This window comes from Pseudomonas sp. Root401 (genome assembly GCF_001425105.1).
Taxonomy (GTDB): Bacteria; Pseudomonadota; Gammaproteobacteria; order Pseudomonadales; family Pseudomonadaceae; genus Aquipseudomonas; species Aquipseudomonas brassicacearum.
The window spans coordinates 76,177-98,645 of record NZ_LMDO01000009.1; the positions used below are offsets into that span (position 1 = coordinate 76,177).

17 protein-coding genes are annotated in these 22,469 nt (G+C 62.8%); 7 read left to right on the forward strand and 10 right to left on the reverse strand.

Going from position 1 to position 22,469, the window contains the following annotated elements; all coding sequences use genetic code 11:
• Window positions 1–3: 3 nt before the first annotated feature.
• Window positions 4–1,464, reverse strand: a complete 1,461-nt coding sequence (gene mltF / locus ASC85_RS08610) for a membrane-bound lytic murein transglycosylase MltF (protein ID WP_082534343.1) — start codon at window positions 1,462–1,464, stop codon at window positions 4–6.
• 288 nt (window positions 1,465–1,752) lie between these two features.
• On the opposite strand from mltF, the gene purL reads away from it, so the two are divergent.
• Both purL and ASC85_RS08620 read left to right on the forward strand, forming a co-directional pair.
• Window positions 1,753–5,649 (forward strand): phosphoribosylformylglycinamidine synthase, encoded by a 3,897-nt coding sequence (gene purL / locus ASC85_RS08615; protein ID WP_057448997.1) that lies wholly within the window; start codon window positions 1,753–1,755, stop codon window positions 5,647–5,649.
• A 4-nt stretch (window positions 5,650–5,653) separates the two neighbouring features.
• Window positions 5,654–5,965 (forward strand): Nif3-like dinuclear metal center hexameric protein, encoded by a 312-nt coding sequence (locus tag ASC85_RS08620; RefSeq protein WP_057448998.1) that lies wholly within the window; start codon window positions 5,654–5,656, stop codon window positions 5,963–5,965.
• Between the two features lie 209 nt (window positions 5,966–6,174).
• Here the strand turns inward: ASC85_RS08620 and nagE are convergent, their stop codons facing one another.
• The 5 genes from nagE to ASC85_RS08645 are packed head-to-tail and all read right to left on the reverse strand — an operon-like array spanning window position 6,175 to window position 13,347.
• On the reverse strand, window positions 6,175–7,890 hold the full coding sequence (nagE, locus tag ASC85_RS08625) for an N-acetylglucosamine-specific PTS transporter subunit IIBC (RefSeq protein WP_057448999.1): 1,716 nt from the start codon (window positions 7,888–7,890) through the stop codon (window positions 6,175–6,177).
• Window positions 7,891–7,923: 33 nt separating this feature from the next.
• Window positions 7,924–10,437 (reverse strand): phosphoenolpyruvate--protein phosphotransferase, encoded by a 2,514-nt coding sequence (gene ptsP / locus ASC85_RS08630; protein ID WP_057449000.1) that lies wholly within the window; start codon window positions 10,435–10,437, stop codon window positions 7,924–7,926.
• A gap of 51 nt (window positions 10,438–10,488) precedes the next feature.
• Window positions 10,489–11,511 carry an SIS domain-containing protein gene (locus tag ASC85_RS08635; RefSeq protein WP_156395625.1) on the reverse strand — a complete coding sequence of 341 codons (1,023 nt, stop codon included), beginning with the start codon at window positions 11,509–11,511 and terminating at the stop codon, window positions 10,489–10,491.
• Complete coding sequence (gene nagA / locus ASC85_RS08640; RefSeq protein ID WP_057449002.1) at window positions 11,492–12,598, reverse strand: N-acetylglucosamine-6-phosphate deacetylase; 1,107 nt, start codon at window positions 12,596–12,598, stop codon at window positions 11,492–11,494. Before nagA ends, ASC85_RS08635 begins: the two co-directional genes overlap by 20 nt.
• 17 nt (window positions 12,599–12,615) lie before the next feature.
• Window positions 12,616–13,347 (reverse strand): GntR family transcriptional regulator, encoded by a 732-nt coding sequence (locus tag ASC85_RS08645; RefSeq protein WP_030139601.1) that lies wholly within the window; start codon window positions 13,345–13,347, stop codon window positions 12,616–12,618.
• A gap of 1,659 nt (window positions 13,348–15,006) precedes the next feature.
• Here ASC85_RS08645 and ASC85_RS08650 point away from each other — a divergent pair.
• On the forward strand, window positions 15,007–15,363 hold the full coding sequence (locus ASC85_RS08650; protein WP_082534345.1) for a DUF6124 family protein: 357 nt from the start codon (window positions 15,007–15,009) through the stop codon (window positions 15,361–15,363).
• A gap of 201 nt (window positions 15,364–15,564) precedes the next feature.
• Here the strand turns inward: ASC85_RS08650 and ASC85_RS08655 are convergent, their stop codons facing one another.
• Both ASC85_RS08655 and ASC85_RS08660 read right to left on the reverse strand, forming a co-directional pair.
• Window positions 15,565–16,071: a L,D-transpeptidase family protein gene (locus ASC85_RS08655; protein WP_057449004.1), complete on the reverse strand. Its 507-nt coding sequence runs from the start codon at window positions 16,069–16,071 to the stop codon at window positions 15,565–15,567.
• Between the two features lie 41 nt (window positions 16,072–16,112).
• On the reverse strand, window positions 16,113–16,664 hold the full coding sequence (locus ASC85_RS08660; RefSeq protein ID WP_057449005.1) for an NUDIX hydrolase: 552 nt from the start codon (window positions 16,662–16,664) through the stop codon (window positions 16,113–16,115).
• A 145-nt stretch (window positions 16,665–16,809) separates the two neighbouring features.
• Here ASC85_RS08660 and ASC85_RS08665 point away from each other — a divergent pair, with 145 nt between their 5' ends.
• The 3 genes from ASC85_RS08665 to ASC85_RS08675 are packed head-to-tail and all read left to right on the forward strand — an operon-like array spanning window position 16,810 to window position 18,156.
• The gene (locus ASC85_RS08665) at window positions 16,810–17,409 is read left to right on the forward strand and encodes a CoA pyrophosphatase (protein ID WP_003205236.1); all 600 of its coding nucleotides are present in this window, start codon (window positions 16,810–16,812) and stop codon (window positions 17,407–17,409) included.
• 16 nt (window positions 17,410–17,425) lie between these two features.
• Window positions 17,426–17,950: a gamma carbonic anhydrase family protein gene (locus ASC85_RS08670; RefSeq protein WP_046064853.1), complete on the forward strand. Its 525-nt coding sequence runs from the start codon at window positions 17,426–17,428 to the stop codon at window positions 17,948–17,950.
• On the forward strand, window positions 17,947–18,156 hold the full coding sequence (locus ASC85_RS08675) for a DUF1289 domain-containing protein (protein ID WP_003205232.1): 210 nt from the start codon (window positions 17,947–17,949) through the stop codon (window positions 18,154–18,156). The genes ASC85_RS08670 and ASC85_RS08675 overlap by 4 nt, the downstream gene beginning before the upstream one ends.
• A 318-nt stretch (window positions 18,157–18,474) precedes the next feature.
• On the opposite strand, the gene ASC85_RS08680 is transcribed toward ASC85_RS08675, so the two are convergent.
• Both ASC85_RS08680 and ASC85_RS08685 read right to left on the reverse strand, forming a co-directional pair.
• Window positions 18,475–19,128, reverse strand: a complete 654-nt coding sequence (locus ASC85_RS08680; protein WP_057449006.1) for a Pr6Pr family membrane protein — start codon at window positions 19,126–19,128, stop codon at window positions 18,475–18,477.
• Between the two features lie 3 nt (window positions 19,129–19,131).
• Window positions 19,132–19,362: a VF530 family DNA-binding protein gene (locus ASC85_RS08685; protein WP_003205228.1), complete on the reverse strand. Its 231-nt coding sequence runs from the start codon at window positions 19,360–19,362 to the stop codon at window positions 19,132–19,134.
• A 498-nt stretch (window positions 19,363–19,860) separates the two neighbouring features.
• Between ASC85_RS08685 and ASC85_RS08695 the strand changes: the two genes are divergently transcribed.
• Complete coding sequence (locus ASC85_RS08695; RefSeq protein WP_057449008.1) at window positions 19,861–22,275, forward strand: glucose/quinate/shikimate family membrane-bound PQQ-dependent dehydrogenase; 2,415 nt, start codon at window positions 19,861–19,863, stop codon at window positions 22,273–22,275.
• The last annotated feature ends 194 nt before the right edge of the window (window positions 22,276–22,469 follow it).

Sequence of the window (22,469 nt, forward strand, 5' to 3'; positions counted from 1 at the left end):
CTGTCAGAGCTGCGGGGATTCCTGGTTAGGCTTGCTCTTGTCGACACCCGGCACGTGCAGGTTGCCCTCGGCCACCTGGTTGCCTTCAAGCTGTGGCTGCGTTACCCAGGTCAGGATGTCGTAGTAGCGACGGATGTTCGCCACGAAATGCACCGGCTCGCCGCCCCGGGCGTAGCCATAGCGGGTCTTGCTGTACCACTGTTTCTGCGACAGGCGCGGCAGGATCTTCTTCACATCCAGCCACTTGTTCGGGTTCAGCCCTTCCTTGGCCGCCAGTTTGCGGGCGTCGTCCAGGTGACCGCTGCCCACGTTATAGGCGGCGAGGGCGAACCAGGTGCGGTCGGGCTCCTGGATGCTTTCGTCCAGTTGGTCCTTCATGTAGGCCAGGTACTTGGCGCCGCCCATGATGCTCTGCTTCGGATCCAGGCGGTTGGACACACCCATGGCCTGGGCGGTGTTCTGGGTCAGCATCATCAGGCCGCGCACGCCGGTCTTGGACGTGACCGCCGGTTGCCACAGCGATTCCTGGTAGCCGATCGCGGCCAGCAGGCGCCAGTCGACTTTCTCTTTCTTGGCGTAGGCCTTGAAGTGTTGTTCGTATTTGGGCAGCCGTTGCTGCAAGTGTTGGGCGAAGGTGGTGGCACCCATGTAGCCGAGGACATCGACGTGCCCGTAATAACGGTCTTTCAGGCGCTGCAAGGTGCCGTTTTTCTGCACCTTGTCCAGGTAGCTGTTGATCTCGTTGAGCAGGCTGTTGTCCTCGCCGGGGGCGACCGCCCAACTCTGGCTGCGGGCATCGCCCAGGTCGAAAGCCACGCGCACATTGGGGAAGTACACCTGGTTCATCGCCACTTCGTTGGAGTCCACCAGGGTCAGGTCGATCTGGCCCTCGTCGACCATGCGCAGCAGGTCGACCACTTCGACTGCGTCGGATTCTTCGTATTCGATGCCCGGATACTGCTGTTTCAGCTGTGCCAGTTGTTCGGCGTGGGTACTGCCCTTGAGCACCATGATCTTCTTGCCGGCCAGGGCGGCGGCGTCGGTGGGGCGTGACTGGCCGTTGCGGTAGATGATCTGCGGGGTGACTTCCAGGTAGGAGCGGGAAAACCGCACCTGCTTCTTGCGCTGTTCGCTGCTGACCAGGCCCGCCGCCGCCAGTACCGGACCGTTGGGCTTGCCGATCTGGTTGAACAGGTCGTCGAGGTTGTCGGCGGTCTCGATCTTCAGCTCCACCCCCAAATCGTCGGCGAAGCGCTTCACCAGCTCGTATTCGAAGCCGGTTTCACCGTTACGATCCTCAAAGTAGGTGGCGGGGCTGTTTCGGGTAACCACCCGCAGCACGCCATCCTCCTTTACGCGCTCCAGTGTGTTGGGTTTCTCAACACAACCACTGAGCACCAGGAAGAGTCCGGTTGCGATCAGCCATTTGGCATATCGCGGACGCAAAGCCGTTGGGGAAAACATCTGCGCAGTATACGCAAACGGCCCCTACCGCCATATCTCGACAGCAAAAGGCCAGTCTGCTAGCCATTGCAAAACATGTCCGCAGCACCGGCCGGCCGGGGTGCGCAGGGCTTTGCGTCGCTGAAAAATAACTCTGCGAAAACCTTGGCGCGGGTGTCCAATACCGCCGTGCGCGCAAAGACCGACATTCGGCCAGCACTGCGCGTGCCGTTTCGGGTGCCGTTGCCGACGGTTTAGGCTAGAATGCACGGCCTCAAAGCACACCCCCTTCCCGAGGCTGTCCCGAAGATGTTGATCCTGCGCGGCGCTCCTGCCCTTTCTGCCTTTCGCCACAGCAAACTCCTTGAGCAACTGAGCCAGAAGGTTCCGGCTGTCAGTGGCTTGTATGCTGAATTCGCTCACTTCGCCGAAGTCACCGGCGGTTTGACCGGCGACGAACAGCAGGTGCTCGCGCGCCTTCTGAAGTACGGTCCCAGTGTTCCTGTCCAGGAGCCGGCCGGTCGCCTGTTCCTGGTACTGCCGCGTTTCGGCACCATTTCGCCGTGGTCGAGCAAGGCCAGCGACATCGCCCGCAACTGCGGCCTGGCGAAAATCCAGCGCCTGGAGCGCGGTATTGCCTTTTATGTCGCCGGTGAGTTCAGCGAGGCCGAGGCCCAACTGATCGCCGAAGGCCTGCATGACCGCATGACCCAGGTCGTGCTGGGCAACCTGGAGCAGGCCGCCGGCCTCTTCAGCCATGCCGCACCCAAGCCACTGACCGCCATCGACGTACTGGGCGGCGGCCGTGCCGCGCTGGAAAAAGCCAACGTCGAGCTGGGCCTGGCCCTGGCCGAAGACGAGATCGATTACCTGGTCAACGCCTTCCAGGGCTTGAAGCGCAACCCGCACGACATCGAACTGATGATGTTCGCCCAGGCCAACTCCGAGCACTGCCGCCACAAGATCTTCAACGCCAGTTGGGACATTGACGGCCAGGACCAGGAAAAAAGCCTGTTCGGCATGATCAAGAACACCTACCAGATGCACAACGAAGGTGTGCTGTCGGCCTACAAGGACAACGCGGCGGTGATCGTCGGCAACGTTGCCGGTCGCTTCTACCCGAACCCTGAGACCCACCAGTACGGTGCGGTCCAGGAGCCGGTGCACATCCTCATGAAGGTCGAGACCCACAACCACCCGACCGCGATTGCCCCGTTCCCGGGCGCGTCCACCGGTTCCGGTGGCGAGATCCGCGACGAAGGCGCCACAGGGCGCGGTGCCAAGCCCAAGGCCGGCCTGACCGGCTTCACCGTGTCGAACCTGCAGATCCCGGGCTTCGAACAGCCGTGGGAAAAGCCGTACGGCAAGCCTGAGCGCATCGTCAACGCCCTGGACATCATGATCGAAGGTCCCCTGGGGGGCGCGGCGTTCAACAACGAATTCGGCCGTCCGGCCCTGACCGGCTATTTCCGTACCTTCGAACAGTCCATCACCACCCCGCGTGGTGAGGAAGTCCGTGGTTACCACAAGCCGATCATGTTGGCGGGCGGCATGGGCAACATCCGCGCCGAACACGTGCAGAAAGGCGAGATCCTGGTCGGCTCCAAGCTGATCGTCCTCGGTGGCCCGGCCATGCTCATCGGCCTGGGCGGCGGCGCCGCTTCCTCCATGGCCACCGGCACCAGCTCGGCGGACCTGGACTTCGCTTCGGTCCAACGGGAAAACCCGGAAATGGAACGCCGTTGCCAGGAAGTCATCGACCGTTGCTGGCAGTTGGGTGAACACAACCCCATCAGCTTCATCCACGACGTCGGCGCGGGCGGTCTTTCCAACGCCTTCCCGGAACTGGTCAACGACGGTGGCCGTGGTGGCCGCTTCGAACTGCGCAACATTCCAAACGACGAGCCGGGCATGGCCCCGCACGAAATCTGGAGCAACGAATCCCAGGAACGTTACGTCCTGGCGGTCGGCCCGGCTGACTTCGAGCGCTTCAAGGCCATTTGCGAGCGCGAGCGCTGCCCGTTCGCGGTAGTGGGTGAAGCCACCGCCGAGCCGCAACTGACCGTCACCGACAGCCATTTCGGCAACAGCCCGGTGGACATGCCGCTGGAAGTGCTGCTGGGCAAGGCCCCGCGCATGCACCGTTCGGCCGTTCGGGAAGCGGAGCTGGGCGACGATTTCGATCCGTCGACACTCGATATCGCCGAGTCCATCGAGCGCGTGCTGCATCACCCGGCCGTGGCGAGCAAGAGCTTTTTGATCACCATCGGCGACCGCACCATCACCGGCCTTGTGGCCCGTGACCAGATGGTTGGCCCGTGGCAGGTGCCGGTGGCTGACGTAGCCGTGACCGCCACCAGCTTCGACGTCTACACCGGTGAAGCCATGGCGATGGGCGAGCGCACGCCGCTGGCACTGCTGGACGCCCCGGCGTCGGGCCGCATGGCGATCGGCGAGACCCTGACCAACATCGCGGCTTCGCGTATCGGCAAGATTTCCGACATCAAGCTGTCGGCCAACTGGATGTCCGCCGCCGGTCACCCAGGCGAAGATGCGCGCCTGTACGACACCGTCAAGGCTGTCGGCATGGAGCTGTGCCCTGAGCTGGGCATCACCATTCCAGTGGGCAAGGACTCCATGTCCATGGCCACGCGCTGGAACGACGAAGGCGTGGACAAGAGCGTGACCTCGCCGCTGTCGCTGATCGTGACGGGTTTCGCCCCGGTCACCGACATCCGCCAGACCCTGACCCCGCAACTGCGCATGGACAAGGGCACCACCGACCTGATCCTGATCGACCTGGGCCGTGGCCAGAACCGCATGGGCGCCTCGATCCTGGCCCAGGTGCATGGCCAGCTCGGCTCGCAAGCGCCGGACGTCGACGATGCCGAAGACCTGAAGGCGTTCTTCGCCGTCATCCAGGGTCTCAACGCCGACGGTCACCTGCTGGCTTACCACGACCGTTCCGACGGTGGTTTGCTGACCACTGTGGTGGAAATGGCCTTCGCCGGCCATTGCGGCCTGAGCCTGACCCTCGACAGCGTTGCCGAGTCCAAAGCCGAAATCCCGGCCATCCTGTTCAACGAAGAGTTGGGCGCGGTGATCCAGGTTCGCCAGGACGCCACTCCGGACATCCTCGCCCAGTTCAGCGCGGCTGGCCTGGCCGATTGCGTCTCGGTGATCGGCCAGCCGATCAACAACGCCCACATCAACATCACCTTCAATGGCGACACCGTCTTCGAAGGCCAGCGCAGCCTGTTGCAGCGCCAGTGGGCGGAAACCAGCTACCAGATCCAGCGCCTGCGCGACAACGCCGACTGCGCCGAGCAGGAATTCGACGCGCTGCTGGAAGAAGACAACCCGGGCCTGAGCGCCAAGCTCAGCTACGACGTCAACCACGACGTGGCCGCGCCCTACATCAAGAAAGGCATTCGCCCACAAGTGGCGGTCCTGCGCGAGCAGGGCGTCAACGGTCAGGTGGAGATGGCGGCGGCATTCGACCGCGCCGGCTTCAACGCGATCGACGTGCACATGAGCGATATCCTCGCCGGTCGTGTCGACCTGAACGACTTCAAGGGCATGGTCGCTTGCGGCGGTTTCTCCTACGGTGACGTGTTGGGTGCCGGTGAAGGCTGGGCCAAGTCGGCGTTGTTCAACAGCCGCGCCCGCGATGCGTTCCAGGGTTTCTTCGAACGCACCGACAGCTTCACCCTCGGTGTGTGCAACGGTTGCCAGATGATGTCCAACCTGCACGAGCTGATTCCGGGCAGCGAGTTCTGGCCGCACTTCGTGCGTAACCGTTCCGAGCAGTTCGAAGCGCGCGTGGCGATGGTCCAGGTCCAGGAGTCGAACTCGATCTTCCTGCAGGGCATGGCCGGTTCGCGCATGCCGATCGCCATCGCCCACGGCGAAGGCCATGCGGAATTCGAAAGCGAAGAAGCGCTGCTCGAAGCTGACCTGTCCGGTTGCGTGTCGCTGCGTTTTGTCGACAACCACGGCAAGGTCACCGAAACCTACCCGGCCAACCCGAACGGCTCGCCGCGCGGGATCACCGGCCTGACCAGCCGCGACGGCCGCGTCACGATCATGATGCCGCACCCGGAGCGTGTGTTCCGCGCGGTGCAGAACTCGTGGCGTTCGGACGACTGGAACGAAGACGCGCCATGGATGCGCATGTTCCGCAACGCCCGCGTCTGGGTGAACTAAGGCGGTGTACAAGCTCTGCTTCTTCGTCCCGGCCAGCCATCTGGACGTGGTCAAAAGCGCCGTATTCGCTGCCGGTGGCGGGCGAATCGGCGACTATGAGCACTGCGCCTGGCAAGTGTTGGGCCTGGGCCAGTTTCGCCCGTTGGACGGCAGCCAGCCGTTCATTGGCGAGGCGGGGCAGGTTGAACAGGTTGAGGAGTGGAAGGTGGAACTTGTCGTGGCCGATGAGTTGATCCGCCCAGTGGTGGAAGCTCTGAAGCACAGCCATCCCTACGAGACACCGGCGTATGAAGTGTGGCGGTTGGAGGATTTCTGATCTTCCCCGTTTAAATGAAAAACCCGCTGATTGGATCAGCGGGTTTTTTATTGTGGCGCGGTCTGTCAGATGTGTTGGGTATGTACAGGCCTCATCGCGAGCAAGCTCGCACCCGCAGTGGATTGATGTTGTTCACAAAACAGGTGATCGACACCGAACCCTGTGGGAGCGAGCTTGCTCGCGATGGCGTACTTTCAGGCAACGAAAACTCAGGCTTTGACACCCGCCTGACGACTCGGCACCACCGCCTCCAACGCCCGCCACAACCCCGGCGCTTTTTCCCCTAGCAACAAGTGCCACACACCATCCTCCAGCGCGCTGACCCCCTGGCAACCCAGCGCCTTGAGCTGGCTTTCCGACAACCCTTTGCCATCGGCCAGTTGCACGCGCAAACGGCTCATCGCCACGCAATCGAGCTGCACCACATTCCCGCCACCGCCCAGGGCCGCGAGCCATTGTTGCGCTTCGGCTTCGGAGACAACAGCCGGTGGGGCAGACGTGACCACGGCGGCCACGGGCGAGCCGGCTGGCCGTTCGGAAGAGGGCAACGCCAAACGGATTTCATCAGCGATGCTGTCGGCCATCGGCCCCACCACCACCTGCAGGCTGCCGCCATGGCCGGGGCGGACCACGGCCATGGCGCCGAGGGCCTTGAGCTGGGCGTCGGACGCCTTGTTGCGATCCATCAGGTCCAATCGCAGGCGCGTGGTGCAGGCGCCGAGGGTGATCAGGTTGTCAGCGCCGCCCAACGCTTGGATGTAGGCAGCGGCCCGCTGGTTTTCGGCGATGGCCGGTTTGTCGCCCGTCGGCACCTCTTCGCGCCCCGGCGTCTTCAGGTCGAAGCGACGGATGCAGAAGTCGAACACCAGGTAATAGATCGCCGCGTAGGCCAGGCCCACCGGGACGACCAGCCAGCCGTTAGTGGATTTGCCCCAGCCCAGGACCATGTCGATGAAACCGCCGGAGAAGGTAAAGCCCAAGTGGATGTTCAATAGGTTAGTCACCGCCATCGACAGGCCGGTGAGCAGCGCGTGAACCAGGTACAACAGCGGCGCAAGGAACATGAAGGCGAATTCGATCGGCTCGGTGACACCGGTCAGAAACGAGGTCAGCGCCATGGACAGCAGGATCCCGCCCATGACCTTACGCCGCTGGGGCAGGGCATTGCGGTACATCGCCAGGCACGCCGCGGGCAGGCCGAAGAGCATCACCGGGAACATGCCGGTCATGAACTGGCCGCCCTTGGGGTCGCCGGCGAAATAACGGGTCAGGTCCCCGGTGACCACCGCCCCGGTCGTCGGGTCGGTAAAGCTGCCGAAGATGAACCAGGCCATGTTGTTGAGGATGTGGTGCAAGCCGGTGACGATCAGCAACCGATTGAATACACCGAAGACGAACGCGCCGAAGCTGCCGCTGGCCATCAGCAGCTCGCCGAAGCTGTTGATGCCGTGCTGGATCGGCGGCCAGATCAGGCCGAACACGACGCCGAGACCGACGGCGCTGAAGCCGGTGACAATCGGCACGAAGCGCCGGCCGCCAAAGAACGCCAGGTACTCCGGCAGCTTGATGTCCTTGAAGCGGTTGTACAGCGCGCCGGCCAGCAGGCCACTGATGATCCCGGCGAGCATGCCCATGTTGATGCTGGCGTCGAGCACCTTCAGCGTGGCGATCATCACCAGGTAACCGATGGCCCCGGCCAGCCCCGCCGTGCCGTTGTTATCCCGGGCGAAACCCACAGAGATGCCGATGGCGAAGATCATTGGCAGGTTGGCGAAAATCGCTTCGCCGGCATCGTGGATGATCGCGATGTTCAACAGGTCCGTGTCACCCAGGCGCAGCAGCAGGCCGGCGATCGGCAGGATCGCGATGGGCAACATCAGCGCCCGGCCGAGGCGTTGCAGCCCTTCAATGAAATGCTGGTACATGGCGTCTCTCCTTTTATTGTTGTCCGACGTGGCTCAGCCCAGGGGCCAGTGTTGATGACAGGCCTGGCGCACGGCGGCGGCACTGGCCAGGTTCAGCAAATCGGTACTGACGCGGCGGCACTGGGCGGCATCGAGGTGACGCACGCGGTCCTTGATTTCGCCGACCTGCGGCGGGCTGACCGACAGCTCCCGTACGCCCAGGCCTATCAGCACCGGTGTGGCCAGGGGATCGGAAGCCAAGGCCCCGCACACGCCAACCCAGCGCCCATGCTTGGCGGCGCCAGCGCAGGTCTGGGCGATCAGTCGCAACAGCGCCGGGTGCAAGGCATCGACCCGGGCGGCGAGGCCGGCGTGGTCGCGGTCCATGGCGAGGGTGTACTGGGACAGGTCGTTGGTGCCAATGGACAGGAAGTCCGCGTGCTCGGCCAGTTGTTCGGCCAGCAGGGCAGCGGCTGGTACTTCGATCATCACCCCCAGTTGCGGGCGTTCTCTCAGGCCGAGTTCGGCGCCCAAGGCGTCGAGACGCTGGCGGATGTGCAGCAGTTCGTCGACCTCGGTAACCATCGGCAACAAAATCCGGCAGCGGTGCAGTGGGCGAGTCTGCAGCAGGGCTCGCAATTGCTGATCCAGCAGTTGCGGGCGCACCTGGGCCAGGCGAATGCCCCGCAGGCCGAGCACCGGGTTGGCTTCGGCCGGCAGCGGCAGGTAATCCAGTTGTTTGTCGCCACCGACGTCGATGGTGCGGATGATCACCGGCCTGTCGCCCATGGCGTCGAGCACGGCCTGATAGGCCTGGCGTTGCTCGTCGTCGTCGGGGGCGGTGTGGCGGTCGACGAAGAGAAACTCGGTGCGCAGCAAGCCAACGCCATCGGCACCGTTGGCGAAGGCCTGGCCGGCTTCGGTGCTGGAGGCGACGTTAGCGGCAACTTCAACCTCCACCCCATCGACGGTTCGCGCCAGCGTGTGAGCGAGGGTCTGTTGCTGGGCACGCAGGGCTGCGCGTCGGGTCTGTGCTTGCCGCACCTGCGCCAGGCGCTCGGCGGTTGGCGTGAGTTCGAGGCGGCCGCCGTCGGCGTCCAGCACCACCGATTGCCCCGGTGCCTGTGCAAGCAGTGCCTCGCCCAACGCCACCAGGCAGGGCAGGCCTTTGCCACGGGCCAGGATCGCCACGTGGGACGTCGCGCCGCCCTCGGCCATGCACACACCGGCCACGCCTTGGGCGCTGAGTTGCAACAGGACCGATGGGGTCAGTTCCTGCGCGACGACAATGGCGCCCGCCGGTACGTCGAATTGCCAGGCTTCCCCCAACAGCACCCGCAAGACCCGCTGGCGCAAGTCGTGCAAATCATTGGCACGCTCGGCCAGCAGCGTGCTTTGCAGTTGCCGCAGCACTTGGCACTGCACGTCGATGGAGCGGCTCCAAGCGTGGGGCGCGGCGCAACCTTGTTCGATCGACAGGTCGGCGGCGTCCAGCAGGACCGGATCTTCCAACAATGCCAGGTGGGCGCTGAAGATCGCTTGCTCATCGACGTGGCGCCGGGCCTTGGCGTTTTCCAGGGTCAATTGGATCTCGCGACTGACCTGCGCCAAGGCATCGCGAAGCCGTTGCCGTTGTTCTGCGACGTCGTGCCCCCCGACATCCTCGGGCAGCTGAATGCCTAACAGGCGAACCAGCGCTCCGCTGACCAGGCCGGGCGCGGCGCATACGCCCTGCAGCACACCGTCTTCGACGCTACGGCTGGGCGCCTTGGCCGGCGGTGCGTCGGCATGGGCCTCTTCGGCCAGGGCTGTGGATAACGTATTCAGCAGCGCTTGCAACGCCGCCTCGGCATCGCTGCCACGGCAACTGACATGCACTTCGGCCTGTTCGGTGATCGCCAGGCCCATCATGCCCATCATACTGTCGCAGGACGCCGATCGACCGCTGAAGTGCAGGTGCGAGCGACTCTTGAAGCCTTGGGCGGTCTGGCGAACCAAGGCGGCCGGCCGCGCGTGCAGGCCGCCTCGATGAGCGATACGGATCTGGCCGAACACTTCGATGCCGACGTCCGCTTCATCGTCGCGTGTTTCACCCGGTGTCTTGCTGACGATGTGCAGCAACGGCTCGCCGACCTTGACCCCTTTGAGGGTAATCGGCCGAGCCTGGAAGTGCTCGCCATTGGTGATGATCAGCAGGCTGACCAGGCTTTTGCAGCGCTGTGCCACGCTGTCCAGGTCATAACGCAGCAGCGCCTGGCCGTTGCTGACCCGCGTACCCTCCTTGACCAGCATGGAAAAGCCGTCGCCCTGCAATTCGACAGTGTCCAGCCCCAGATGCAGCAGCAGTTCGGCGCCGTTGTCGGCTCGCAGGGTTACGGCGTGGCCGGTGCGAGCGACGTGGATCACCTCGCCGTCACAGGGGGCGTAGAGGGTGTCGTTCAGTGGATCGATGGCGATCCCGTCGCCCATGGCGCCGCTGGCGAACACCGCGTCCGGGACGTTGGCGAGGGTGAGCACCGGCCCGCTGAGCGGGGCGCTGAGGGTCAGCTCTTTATTGTTGTTGGGCATGGGCTCGCTCTCTTTGAAATTTCGTTGACCTTGCGTTAAAGGACTGTCGGTTCAGTGGGTCCGGGTGACCTTGCTCAAGTGCCGTGGCTGGTCCGGGTCCAGGCCTCGGGTCTCAGCCAGGCTGGCGGCCATGCGGTAAAAGCTCTGGATCGCCAGGATCGGGTCCAGGGCCGGGTGTTCGGCGCGGGTCAGCGTCAGGTCGCGCTCGGCGATGTCATCGGGCGCGGCCAGTAGCACCCGGGCGCCGCGTTGGCGCATGTCGGCGGCCAGGCTCAACACACCGGCCTGCTCGGCGCCGCGCGGGGCGAACACCAGCAGCGGGTAATCTGCATCGATCAGTGCCATCGGCCCGTGGCGGACCTCGGCGCTGCTGAAGGCTTCGGCCTGGATCGCTGAGGTTTCCTTGAATTTGAGCGCCGCTTCCTGGGCGATGGCGAACCCGGCACCACGGCCGATGACCATCAAGCGCTGGCCGTCACGCAGGGCCTCGATGGCGGCGCTCCAATCCTGGCTCGCGGCATCGCGCAGGCCTTCGGGCAGCGCGGTGCCGGCTTTGAGCAATTCGGCATCGTCTTTCCAATGGGCCACCAGGCGCGCGCTGGCGCTGAGGGTGGCGATGAAACTCTTGGTGGCGGCGACACTGCTTTCGATGCCGGCGCACAGGGGTACGCTGAATTCACAGGCCGCCTCCAGCGGAGAGTCCTCGGCGTTGACCATCGCCACACTCAACGCGCCGCGCTTGCGCAGCAGGCGCAGGCTGTTCACCAGGTCCGGGCTTTGCCCCGACTGGGAGAATGCGAACGCTACCTGGCCGCTGACCTTCAACGGCGCCTGCTGCATGGTCACCACCGACATCGGCAACGACGCCACCGGCAACCCCAGTTGTTGCATGGTCAGGTAGGCAAAGTAGCTGGCGGCGTGGTCGGAGCTGCCACGGGCCACGGTCATCGCCACTTGCGGCGGTTGGCGGCGCAGGCGCCCGGCAATTTCCTGCAGGGCGGGGTCCAATAGCCGTAATTGGCGCTCGACGGCGGCGGACGAGGCCAGGGCCTCTTCAAGCATTTTGGAAGTCAATGGCTTCTCCTTCGACCATCACGTCGATCAGGTTCAGGGCACGATCAAGGCGCACACAGTCAGCCCAGGCGCCGGGTTGCAGGCGTCCGCGCTCGGGCAGGCCGAGGTAGTCGGCGGGGAATTGCGACAAGCGTTGCGAGGCTTCGGCGAGGGGCAGGCCGATCTTCACCAGGTTGCGCAGGGCCTGGTCCATGGTCAGGGTGCTGCCGGCCAGCGTGCCGTCGGCCAGGCGCACACCGCCCAGGCATTTGGTCACGGTGTGGCTGCCCAGCTTGTATTCGCCGTCGGGCATGCCGGCGGCGGCGGTGGAGTCGGTGACGCAATACAGGCACGGGATCGCACGCAAGGCCACGCGCATGGCACCGGGGTGCACGTGCAGCAAATCGGGAATCAACTCGGCATAGCGGGCATGGGCCAGCGCCGCGCCGACGATGCCCGGTTCGCGGTGATGCAACGGGCTCATGGCGTTGTACAAATGGGTGAAACTGCTGGCCCCGGCCGCCAGTGCCGCGACGCCTTCTTCGTAACTGCCCAGGGTATGGCCGATCTGCATGCGCACGCCCCGGGCGCTGAGCGCGCGAATCAAGGCGTCGTGCCCGGCGATTTCCGGTGCGATGGTAATCACTCGGATCGGTGCCAGGGCCAGGTAGGCCTCCACTTCGGCCATCAACGCGGTGTGGGCGAAATTCGGTTGGGCACCGAGTTTACCGGGGTTGATATAGGGGCCTTCCAAATGCACCCCCAGCACGCGTGCGCTGCCGCTGGGCCGCTGTTCGCAGAACTCACCGAGGGCCTTGAGCACGCTGGCGATTTCTTCGCTCGGCGCGGTCATGGTGGTGGCGAGCAGCGCCGTGGTGCCGAAGCGCACGTGGGTGCGGGCAATGGTTTCGAACGCTGGCGCGCCTTCCATGATGTCTTTGCCGCCACCGCCGTGCACATGCAGGTCGATGAAGCCGGGCAGCAGGTAGGGCAGGGCGTTGCTCGCCGGGTCGCAGGGCTGGCCTTCGACGGACACGACCTTGCCGTGTTCGTGGACCAGGCGGCCGCGTATCCAGCCGTTGGCGGTGAGGATGTTGTCTTCGGACATTGGGATTCTCTGGTCGTCTAGCGCCGCAGCTCTGCGACAAAGTCGTAGTAGTCGTTGCGGCAATAGGTGTCGGTGACTTCGATGGGCGTGTTGTCTTCCAGGTAGCCGACCCGGGTCATTAGTAGCATTGCGGTGCCGGGGGCGATGCCCACCAGGGCGGCGAACTCGTCCGAGGCGTTGATGGCCTGGATGTGTTGCAGGGCGCGCACCACCGGTTTGCCGATGCCATCGAGGAATTCATAAAGCGAATCGCCCACCGCCTGTGGCTTGGGAATGATTGATGCGGGCAGGGTGCTCATTTCGATGGCCATGACGGTGTCGTCGGCCTTGCGCAGCCGTTTGAGCCGGGCGACTTTGTCAGTGGGCGACAGGCCCAGGCGAATCAGTTCTTCGTGGGTTGGCGGGGTGATTTCCCGCTCCAGCCACTGGGAGCCGGGCACGAAGCCTTTGAGCCGGAGCATTTCGCTGAACCCGCTGAGGCGCGAGAGCGGTTGTTCGAGGCGCGGGGTGATGAACGTTCCCGAGCCTTGGTTGCGGCGGATCAGGCCTTGTTCGAACAGCACTTCCAGCGCTTTGCGGGCGGTGACCCGGGAAATGCCCAGTTGCTCGCTCAAGCTGCGTTCGGAGGGCATTGCTTGCTCGGCTTTCCACTGGCCGGCGTGGATGGCGGCTTCCAGGTTGCGGGCCAGTTGCAGGTAGAGCGGGGTGGGTTGGGTGTCGTCGGGGCGCAGGGCCAGGATGTCGTTCATGTGGTGTGTCCGATGCGGTTGTAGGAGTTTTCGCTCGGTGATGGGGGTTGAAGCTAATACCACTTGAATACCATGTCAACGCTGCTTTTTCGGGTTTGGCTAGTGTTTTCTGGGTGTTTATGAGGGTGGTTCTTTAAGTGGTATTAGGGTGGTGGTGATGTGGCGTTGAATTGCAACGTTGGACTGGGGTTTTTAAAGGTCAGTGGTATGCATGAAGGGCGGGTTTTGAAATTTGATATTTATTTTTTTGGTGAGCGGTAGTTCGTTTTATTTGGTCGGTGTGTATATCCGTTTCTGCGGTAACGGCTACTTAGGGTTCCGCCCAACGGCGGGTCACTTTTGAAAAGCCCGGAAGCCGGCCCAGTCAAAAGTAACCAAAACGCTTTTGCCCCACCACTCGGTGCCTCGCCTAGGCTCGGCATGCCTGAACGAAGGCATCGCTCCGTGGGCCGCCGCGAAGGGTCATCCATGGCCCAGCGCGGCTAACCCGGCATCCATGCCGGGTTGCCCACTGCGCAATACCTTCGTTCAGCCATCGTGGTTAACGGGGCGTCCGAGATCAAAAACAAAAGCGAGGCGGCCTGATAGCCGACCTGGTTCTTGGTGGGACCGCGTTTTTCCTGTTGGAGCGAGCCTGCTCACGATGGCGGTATTACAGTCGATGAGGATATTGAATGTACTGTCCCCTTCGCGAGCAGGCTCGCTCCCACAGTGACCCGTGCTCGGCCAGTCGATCGTTCCCACGCTCCCGCGTGGGAACGCCGCCAGGGACGCTCCGCGTTCCGATTCTGAAAGGTGACGCAGAGCGTCACGGGATGCATTCCCACGCAGAGCGTGGGAACGATCATGGAATGTAAGCAAGGCGGTCTGACAGCGGGCCTGGTTTCAGGTCAAACGCGTTCCCCTGTGGGAGCGGGCTTGCTCGCGAAGGTGGCACTTCAGTCAATGAAGATCTTGGATGTGCTGGCCTCTTCGCGAGCAAGCCTGCTCCCACAGGGGCGCTGCGGTGTACGTAAATTTTGTGTCCATTGAAAGTCCAATGTGGGAGCGAGCTTGCTCGCGATAGCGGTAGTTCAGTTACCCAGATTTGGATTGGCTACCGTCATCGCGAGCAAGCTCGCTCCCACAGGATAAACGCGGTCCTACCAAGAGCCAGGTCGGCTCTCAGGCCGCCTCGGGGAGGACGTTGATCTCGGACGCCCTGTTAACCACGCTGGCCGAACGCAGGCATTGTGGAGTGGGCATCCCGGCATGGATGCCGGGATAGCCGCGCTGGGCCATGGATGGCCCTTCGCGGCGGCGTGGTGGGGCAAAAGCGTTTTGCTTACTTTTGACTGGGCCGGCTTCCGGGCTTCTCAAAAGTGAGCCGCCGTCAGGGCGGAACCCTAAGTCGCCGTTACCGCAGCAATGGATATGTACCCAATTCAATCAAAAAAAGCCTATCTGGAATTTTGTCTGAAACATCCATGATCAAGTGGACGGTCTGTCAGACGCACCGAAGTTTCCGACATGTTTTTAAGGTTGTCCCTCGGAAGCAAGGGCTCTAGCCTTTGGGTGTCGCTGCCAATTCAGCGACCGGGTTTGACCGTCCGAAAAAAATCAAGGGGCAACAGGCCCGGACGTTTTGTCCTGGGCTCCATTAATTTAAAGGAGCTTCAATTGAAAAATAATTCTGACATGCCAAAACCCGCCTCCACCTTCCCCTACGGCGACTACGCCCCCGACAAGCTGAAAGAAGCCGCCGACCGCGCGATGGACCATTACCTCAAGCCCGACAACAGCGAACCAGCCCCCCAACCCTCGGTGCAGTTGTTCAGCGTATCGGACAACGTTGACACCGAAACCTTACTAGCCAACCTCAGTGAAACCCTGGCCTCGGCCAATGCAGTGCTCAGCGACCTCCTGTTTGACTTGGACGGTTCGCGGCGGCATGTGGCGTTGGGCGTGGCGCAGATGATCGAGCTGGGAACGTTGTTGGCGAACAAGGCCTTGGACCGGGTAGAGCTTCGGACTTGATGCCACGTAACCTGTGGTGAGGGAGCAATCTCGCGCGGGGCTCTGTAGGAGCTGGCGAAGCCTGCGATCTTTTGATCTTTCGCTTGAGACTCAAGTGTCTGGGGCAAGATCGCAGCCTCGTTGCACTCGACAGCTCCTACAGGCGCAGCCTAGCGGGGACTCCCTCGCCACAAGAAGCTCCTGCCGCTGGAGGGGGAGGCGCTACGGCCGAATCTCGATCATCGTGCCATCCGGCACCAGGTTCCACACCTCGCGCATATCCACATTGCGCATGGCGATGCAGCCGTCGGTCCAGTCCAGCGTATGGAACAACTGCTCAGGGTTCTCTTCCGAATCCGGCGTGCCGTGGATCATGATCATGCCCCCCGGCTCAACGCCTTCACGGCGGGCGCGGGCGGCGTCGCTGATGTTGGGGTAGGAAATGTGCATCGACAGATAGAACCGGTCGCTGGTCTTGCGCCAGTCCAGCCAATAGAAGCCTTCAGGGGTGCGCTTGTCGCCCTCGATCAGCTTGGGGCCCTTCTTGGCGCCCTTGCCCAGGGAAATGCGATAGGTTTTGAGCGGCTTGCCGTCGTTGATCAATTGCAATTGATGGGCGGACTTGAGCACCAGCACTTTTTCGATGACCTTGCCGTTGTAGGTTCCCACCGCAGAGGCCTGGGACATCGCAGTGAACGACAAGCAGAACAAGACAAGCAACCAGCGCATTGAAACGATATCCCTAGAGGTGTTGTGGCTATATTGGTTTTTCAAGTATTGGCAGGCTGAGCCAGCGGTGGGATCGATTCGGATCGCACAGGGTAATCCTCGATGCGTCGATCCGCGTAGAAATACTCCAGGGTACGGCCCACCGTGCGGAAAGCCAGTTCGTCCCAGGGAATGTCCGCTTCTTCGAACAGCTTCACCTCCAGGCTCTCGGGCCCGGCGGCGAAATCCTCATCCACCAGTTCGGCGCGGAAGAATACATGTACCTGGCTGATATGCGGTACGTCAATCAGCGTATAGATGTTCAGATTTCGCACCCGGGCGCAGGCTTCTTCGGCGGTTTCGCGCACGGCGGCCTGTTCGACCGTTTCGCCGTTCTCCATGAAGCCCGCCGGCAGCGTCCAGTAACCGCGCCGCGGCTCGATGGCGCGCCGGCACAACAGGACTTTACTGCCCCAGGTCGGTACGCAACCGGCCACGATGTTGGGGTTCTGGTAATGGATGGTGTGGCAGGTGTCGCAAACAAAACGCAGGCGCGAGTCGCCTTCGGGTATGCGCTGGGTCACCGGGTTACCGCACTGGCTGCAGAATTTCATGCTTGGATTCCTGAATGCTGCGCCTATCTTGGCGGCGCGGGCCGGTGTCGGCAAGTTGTCGTTTCGCGACACGACGCGGTGCGGGGGTTGGGCCGCTTGAACGATTGGTGCATGATGCAAGGTAGCGAATAAATCGAGAAGTCTCATGCTGGACGAGCTACTGCATCGAGTAAGCAACCATACCCCGCACGATCTGCAGGCTGACCAACGTTTCCCTGAAGCCGCGGTGCTGGTGCCGATTACCCGCAGCGATGAACCGGAACTGGTACTGACCCTGCGCGCCAGCGGGCTCTCGACCCATGGCGGCGAGGTGGCGTTCCCCGGCGGGCGCCGCGACCCGGAAGACCCGGACCTGATCTTCACCGCCCTGCGCGAAGCCGAGGAAGAAATCGGCCTGCCGCCCGGCCTGGTGGAAGTGATCGGCCCCCTCAGCCCGCTGATCTCGTTGCACGGCATCAAGGTCACGCCGTATGTCGGAGTGATTCCGGACTACGTCGAATACCAGGCCAACGATGCCGAGATCGCTGCGGTGTTCAGCGTACCGCTGGAGTTTTTCCGCAAGGATCCGCGCGAACACACGCACCGGATCGATTACCAGGGCCGCAGTTGGTACGTGCCCAGCTATCGGTTTGGCGAATTCAAGATCTGGGGCCTGACGGCGATCATGGTCGTGGAGTTGGTCAACCTGCTGTACGACGCCGAAATCGACCTGCACAAACCGCCCAAGAGTTTCATTAATACCTGACGCCCCGAGGACTCTCATGAAATACCGCCTGGGCGATGCCCGTGTCGAAACCCACCCACAGAGCTGGGTCGCGCCCAACGCCACGCTGGTGGGCAAGGTCCGCCTCGAAGAGGGCGCCAATGTCTGGTTCAACGCCGTGCTGCGCGGTGACAACGAACTGATCCTGATCGGCAAGAACAGCAACGTGCAGGACGGCACGGTGATGCACACCGACATGGGCTATCCGCTGACCATCGGCACTGGCGTGACCATCGGCCACAACGCCATGCTCCATGGCTGTACGGTGGGCGACTACAGCCTTATCGGCATCAACGCGGTGATTCTCAACGGCGCGAAGATCGGCAAGAACTGCATCATCGGCGCCAACTCGCTGATCGGTGAAGGCAAGGAGATTCCCGACGGCTCGCTGGTGATGGGCTCGCCCGGCAAGGTGGTGCGTGAACTGACCGAGGCCCAGAAGAAAATGCTCGAGGCCAGCGCGGCGCACTACGTGCACAATTCCCAGCGCTACGCCCGCGACCTGATCGAGCAGGAACAATGAGCGCCCCTGAACGCCCGGTGCCTTCGCCTTGCGTGAACATCTGTGCACTGGACGATGACGACATCTGCACCGGTTGCCAGCGCACCGTGGCGGAGATCACCCGTTGGAGCCGGATGGACAACGATGAGCGGCGCAGTGTGTTGGCGCTGTGTCATGAACGGGCCAAGGCCAGTGGGTTGGTGTGGATGTTGCCGGCAAGGCGCTGATGCCGGATATGGAACACAATCCCCTGTGGGACACCTATCTGTGGGAGCAAAGCTTGCTCGCGATGCAGGCRCCSTGGTCTTCAGGTAAACCGCGTGATCTTCATCGCGGGCAAGCCTTGCTCCCRCAGGTTTGGCTCACACAGCCATGTGCTCTGAGTGGGCCTCTACGATGAACACCCGTGATAACCCGGGTTCTGTGGGAGCAAAGCTTGCTCGCGATGCAGGCRCCGTGGTYTYCAGRTRRACCGCGTGATCTTCATCGCGGGCAAGCCTTGCTCCCACAGGTTTGRCTCACACMGCYATGTGCTCTGCAGGCCTCTATTTCAACGATGCCAACCGATTCAACCCCACCACCCCCAGCGCAATCGCGATAAACCCCAGCAATATCCCCCCGGCATTGATGAGCACCTGTGGATAACCCAGGTTCGCCACATCGATGAAAGGGTAGGGGTAGGCCGCCAATAACTCCCCGCGCAGCAGGACATAGGCGAAATACACCAAGGGGTAGATCACCCAAAGCCCGATGTGGCCCAGGCGCAAGCTGCCTTTGGGTACCCACAGCCACCAATAGGCGATGTACAGCAAGGGCACCACGTCGTGCAGTAGCTCGTCGGCCACGACCTGCCAGCCTTCGGGTTGCCAGAGGTGGCGCAGCAGCAGGTTGTAGGCCAGGCTGACCAGGGCGATGCTCACGGCGACGCCGCTGCGCACGCTGGGGAGCAGGAACCAGCGCCGGGCCGCGGACTCGCGAGGAGTCAGTTCCCAGGTCAGCACCACGGCCACCAGGGTGTTGGTCAGGACCGTGAAAAAACTGAAAAAACTCACCAGGCCGCCCAGCAGGCTCGCGTCCAGTTTCCAGCGACCCAGCAGGATCAGATACAGCTGGATGCTCAATCCCACCCAGCCCAGCAGTGCCGTCACGCAGACAAAACGCTGTCGCAGCGTGAGGTGGCGACCCTGATCACGTCCCACGGCTCAGACCGGCCGTTTAGTGCGCATCAACTTGATGTACAGGCGCTCGACCTTCTCCCGCGCCCAAGGCGTCTTGCGCAGGAAAGTCAGGCTCGACTTGATGCTCGGGTCGCTCTTGAAGCAACGGATGTCGATGCGTTCGGCCAGGCCCGACCATTCATAGTGCTGCACGAGGGCGTTGAGGATCTGCTCCAGCGTCACGCCGTGCAGCGGGTTGTTGTTGGGTTCGGTCATGGGAGGCCTTCGCGCTAAAGGTGTAAAGCCGCGCACCTTAGCCGAGGTGCCCCTTTGGTGGAAGCATAGCCTTCATCATCGCCGCCAGCGCCAGGCGCACTGTTACCGAATCCGAGATGATTCATGTCAACAAAAGCCCTTTCTCTATTGAGAACAGGACATTATCCTTGCGCCGCCTGCTGAAACGCTTCTTCTGTTGTGCCGAAGCCTCTGCGTCCAGCTTATTCCCACTAAACGATCTGATGAATGCCCAATGTCCTGACCCTGAAAGACAGCGCTGTCTCGTTGACTTCCTGTGGGAGCGAGCTTGCTCGCGATAGCCATTGCACATTCAACATCGAAGCCAACTGACACGCCGCCATCGCGAGCAAGCTCGCTCCCACAAGGGATCGCGGCAACAGAATTTGCCTTTTTTCAACTGAACCATGCCCCCGCAAGATCGTCATCTACAGTGACTACTTGCGCGGGACTCCTTAAAACGTCACGGAGAAACACACTATGAGCACTGAGGGTGCTTTGAGTCGAAGCCGTCTGCTACCGAGTTTGCTCGGCATTCTGCTTCTATTGATGGGCCTGGTCCTGTTGGCCGGGGGAGTCAAGCTGAGCACGCTTGGCGGCTCGTTGTATTACCTGCTGGCCGGTATCGGCCTGGCGCTGACCGGCGTGTTGCTGATCATGGCCCGTCGCGCGGCCCTGGGCCTGTACGCGCTGGTGCTGTTCGCCAGTACCGTGTGGGCCTTGTGGGAAGTGGGCCTGGACTGGTGGCAACTGGTGCCGCGCCTGGCGATGCTGTTTGCCTTGGGCATCGTCATGTTGCTGCCGTGGTTCCGCCGCCCGCTGTTGACCGCCGATGCCTCGGCCACGGGAACCCGCGCATTGGGCGCCGCCGTGGTCATCGCCGGTGTTGCCGCGCTCGCCAGCCAGTTCACCAACCCGGGTGAGATCAAGGGCCAACTGGACCGCGACAGCGTGCCGGGCATGACCAACACCGCACCGGCCATGCCGGACGGCGATTGGAACTCCTACGGGCGCAGTGCCCATGGCGACCGCTATTCGCCGCTGGCACAGATCACCCCCGAGAACGTCAGCAAACTGGTGCCGGCCTGGACCTATCGCACCGGCGACCTGCCAGGGCCGAACGATCCGGGTGAAACCACTGCCGAAAACACCCCGCTGAAGGCCAACGGCATGCTCTACGTGTGCACGCCTCACAGCCAGGTGATCGCCCTGGAGCCTGAAACCGGCAAGGAAATCTGGCGTTTCGATCCGAAGCTTTCCACGCAAAAAGCGGAAAACTTCAAGGGTTGGGCCCACATGACCTGCCGTGGCGTGACCTATCACGATGACGCCGCGTACGCCTCTGCCGAGCAGAGCCCGACCGGCGCCGCCAGCACCACGCCGGCCAGTAGCGTATGCCCGCGGCGGATCTTCCTGCCGACCGCCGACACCCGTCTGATCGCCCTCAACGCCGACACCGGCAAGATGTGCGAAGACTTCGGCGACAAGGGCCAGGTCGACCTGACCGCCAACATCGGTGGCTTCACGGCCGGCGGTTACTACTCCACGTCGCCACCGGCGGTCACCCAGAACCTGGTGGTGATCGGCGGCCACGTCACCGATAACGTCTCCACCGACGAGCCAAGCGGCGTCATCCGTGCCTACGACGTACACACCGGCAAGCTGGTGTGGAACTGGGACAGCGGCAACCCGGACGACACCACGCCGATTGCCGAGGGCAAGACCTACACCCGCAATTCGCCGAACATGTGGTCCATGTTCAGCGTCGATGAAAAACTCGGCATGCTCTACCTGCCGATGGGCAACCAGACCCCCGACCAGTTCGGTGGTTTCCGTACCCCGGAATCGGAAAAATACGCCGCTGGCCTGACCGCCCTGGACATCGCTACCGGCAAGGTGCGCTGGTACTTCCAGTTCACCCATCACGACCTGTGGGACATGGACGTCGGCGGTCAACCGACCCTGATGGACCTGAAGACCGCCGATGGCGTGAAACCCGCTGTATTGGCGTCGACCAAGCAGGGCAGCATCTACGTGCTGGACCGCAGCAATGGCCAGCCGATCGTGCCGATCAAGGAAATCCCGGTGCCGCAAGGCGCGGTGGAAGGTGACCACACTTCGCCGACCCAACCGATGTCCGACCTGAACTTCGTGCCGCCGGTCCTCAAGGAAAGCGACATGTGGGGCGTGACCCCGTTCGACCAGATGCTCTGCCGGATCGACTTCAAGTCGCTGCGTTATGACGGCATGTTCACGCCGCCGTCGCTGCAAGGCTCGATCGTCTACCCAGGCAACTTCGGCGTGTTCGACTGGGGCGGCATTTCGGTGGACCCGGTGCGCCAGATCGCCTTCGTCAACCCAAGCTACATGGCGTTCAAGTCGAAGCTGGTGCCAGCGGCCGAAGTGGCTGGCGGCCCGGGGCGCAAGAGCGAAACCGAAGGCGTGCAGCCGAACAAGGGCGCGCCGTATGGTGTGATCCTCGAAGCGCTGCTCTCGCCAATGGGCCTGCCTTGCCAGGCGCCTGCGTGGGGTTATGTCGCGGCCGTGGACCTGACCACCAACAAGACCCTGTGGAAGCACAAGAACGGCACCGTGCGCGACAGCTCGCCGGTACCGATTCCGCTGAGCATGGGCGTCCCGAGCCTGGGTGGCCCCTTCACCACCGCCAGCGGCCTGGCGTTCCTGAGCGGCACCCTCGACCAGTACCTGCGTGCCTATGACGTGAAGAACGGCAAGCAGCTGTGGGAGGGCCGCCTGCCCGCCGGCGCCCAGACCACGCCGATGACCTACACCGGCAAGGACGGCAAGCAATACGTGCTGGTTGTTGCCGGTGGCCACGGTTCCCTGGGCACCAAGCAGGGCGATTATGTGATTGCCTACAAACTGCCGGATTAAGGCCAACCTGCGCTCATGAAAAAGGCGACACCCTTGCGGGTGTCGCCTTTTTCTTTAGCCCTGCTGGACTGTGTAGGAGCTGTCGAGCGAAGCGAGGCTGCGATCTTTTGATCTTTCGCTTGAGATTTAAGTGTCTAGGGAAAGATCGCAGCCTCGTTGCACTCGACAGCTCCTACAGGGGCCAAGCTACTCAG

What these genes read in the sequence shown, in the direction of transcription:
- ptsP (WP_057449000.1), bottom strand. Translation starts at nt 10,437, where the DNA reads ATGCCCAACAACAATAAAGAGCTGACCCTCAGCGCCCCGCTCAGCGGG.
- ASC85_RS08645 (WP_030139601.1), bottom strand. Translation starts at nt 13,347, where the DNA reads ATGAACGACATCCTGGCCCTGCGCCCCGACGACACCCAACCCACCCCG.
- ASC85_RS08670 (WP_046064853.1), top strand. Translation starts at nt 17,426, where the DNA reads ATGAAATACCGCCTGGGCGATGCCCGTGTCGAAACCCACCCACAGAGC.
- ASC85_RS08675 (WP_003205232.1), top strand. Translation starts at nt 17,947, where the DNA reads ATGAGCGCCCCTGAACGCCCGGTGCCTTCGCCTTGCGTGAACATCTGT.
- ASC85_RS08655 (WP_057449004.1), bottom strand. Translation starts at nt 16,071, where the DNA reads ATGCGCTGGTTGCTTGTCTTGTTCTGCTTGTCGTTCACTGCGATGTCC.
- ASC85_RS08660 (WP_057449005.1), bottom strand. Translation starts at nt 16,664, where the DNA reads ATGAAATTCTGCAGCCAGTGCGGTAACCCGGTGACCCAGCGCATACCC.
- ASC85_RS08685 (WP_003205228.1), bottom strand. Translation starts at nt 19,362, where the DNA reads ATGACCGAACCCAACAACAACCCGCTGCACGGCGTGACGCTGGAGCAG.
- purL (WP_057448997.1), top strand. Translation starts at nt 1,753, where the DNA reads ATGTTGATCCTGCGCGGCGCTCCTGCCCTTTCTGCCTTTCGCCACAGC.
- nagA (WP_057449002.1), bottom strand. Translation starts at nt 12,598, where the DNA reads ATGTCCGAAGACAACATCCTCACCGCCAACGGCTGGATACGCGGCCGC.
- mltF (WP_082534343.1), bottom strand. Translation starts at nt 1,464, where the DNA reads ATGTTTTCCCCAACGGCTTTGCGTCCGCGATATGCCAAATGGCTGATC.
- nagE (WP_057448999.1), bottom strand. Translation starts at nt 7,890, where the DNA reads ATGTACCAGCATTTCATTGAAGGGCTGCAACGCCTCGGCCGGGCGCTG.
- ASC85_RS08665 (WP_003205236.1), top strand. Translation starts at nt 16,810, where the DNA reads ATGCTGGACGAGCTACTGCATCGAGTAAGCAACCATACCCCGCACGAT.
- ASC85_RS08695 (WP_057449008.1), top strand. Translation starts at nt 19,861, where the DNA reads ATGAGCACTGAGGGTGCTTTGAGTCGAAGCCGTCTGCTACCGAGTTTG.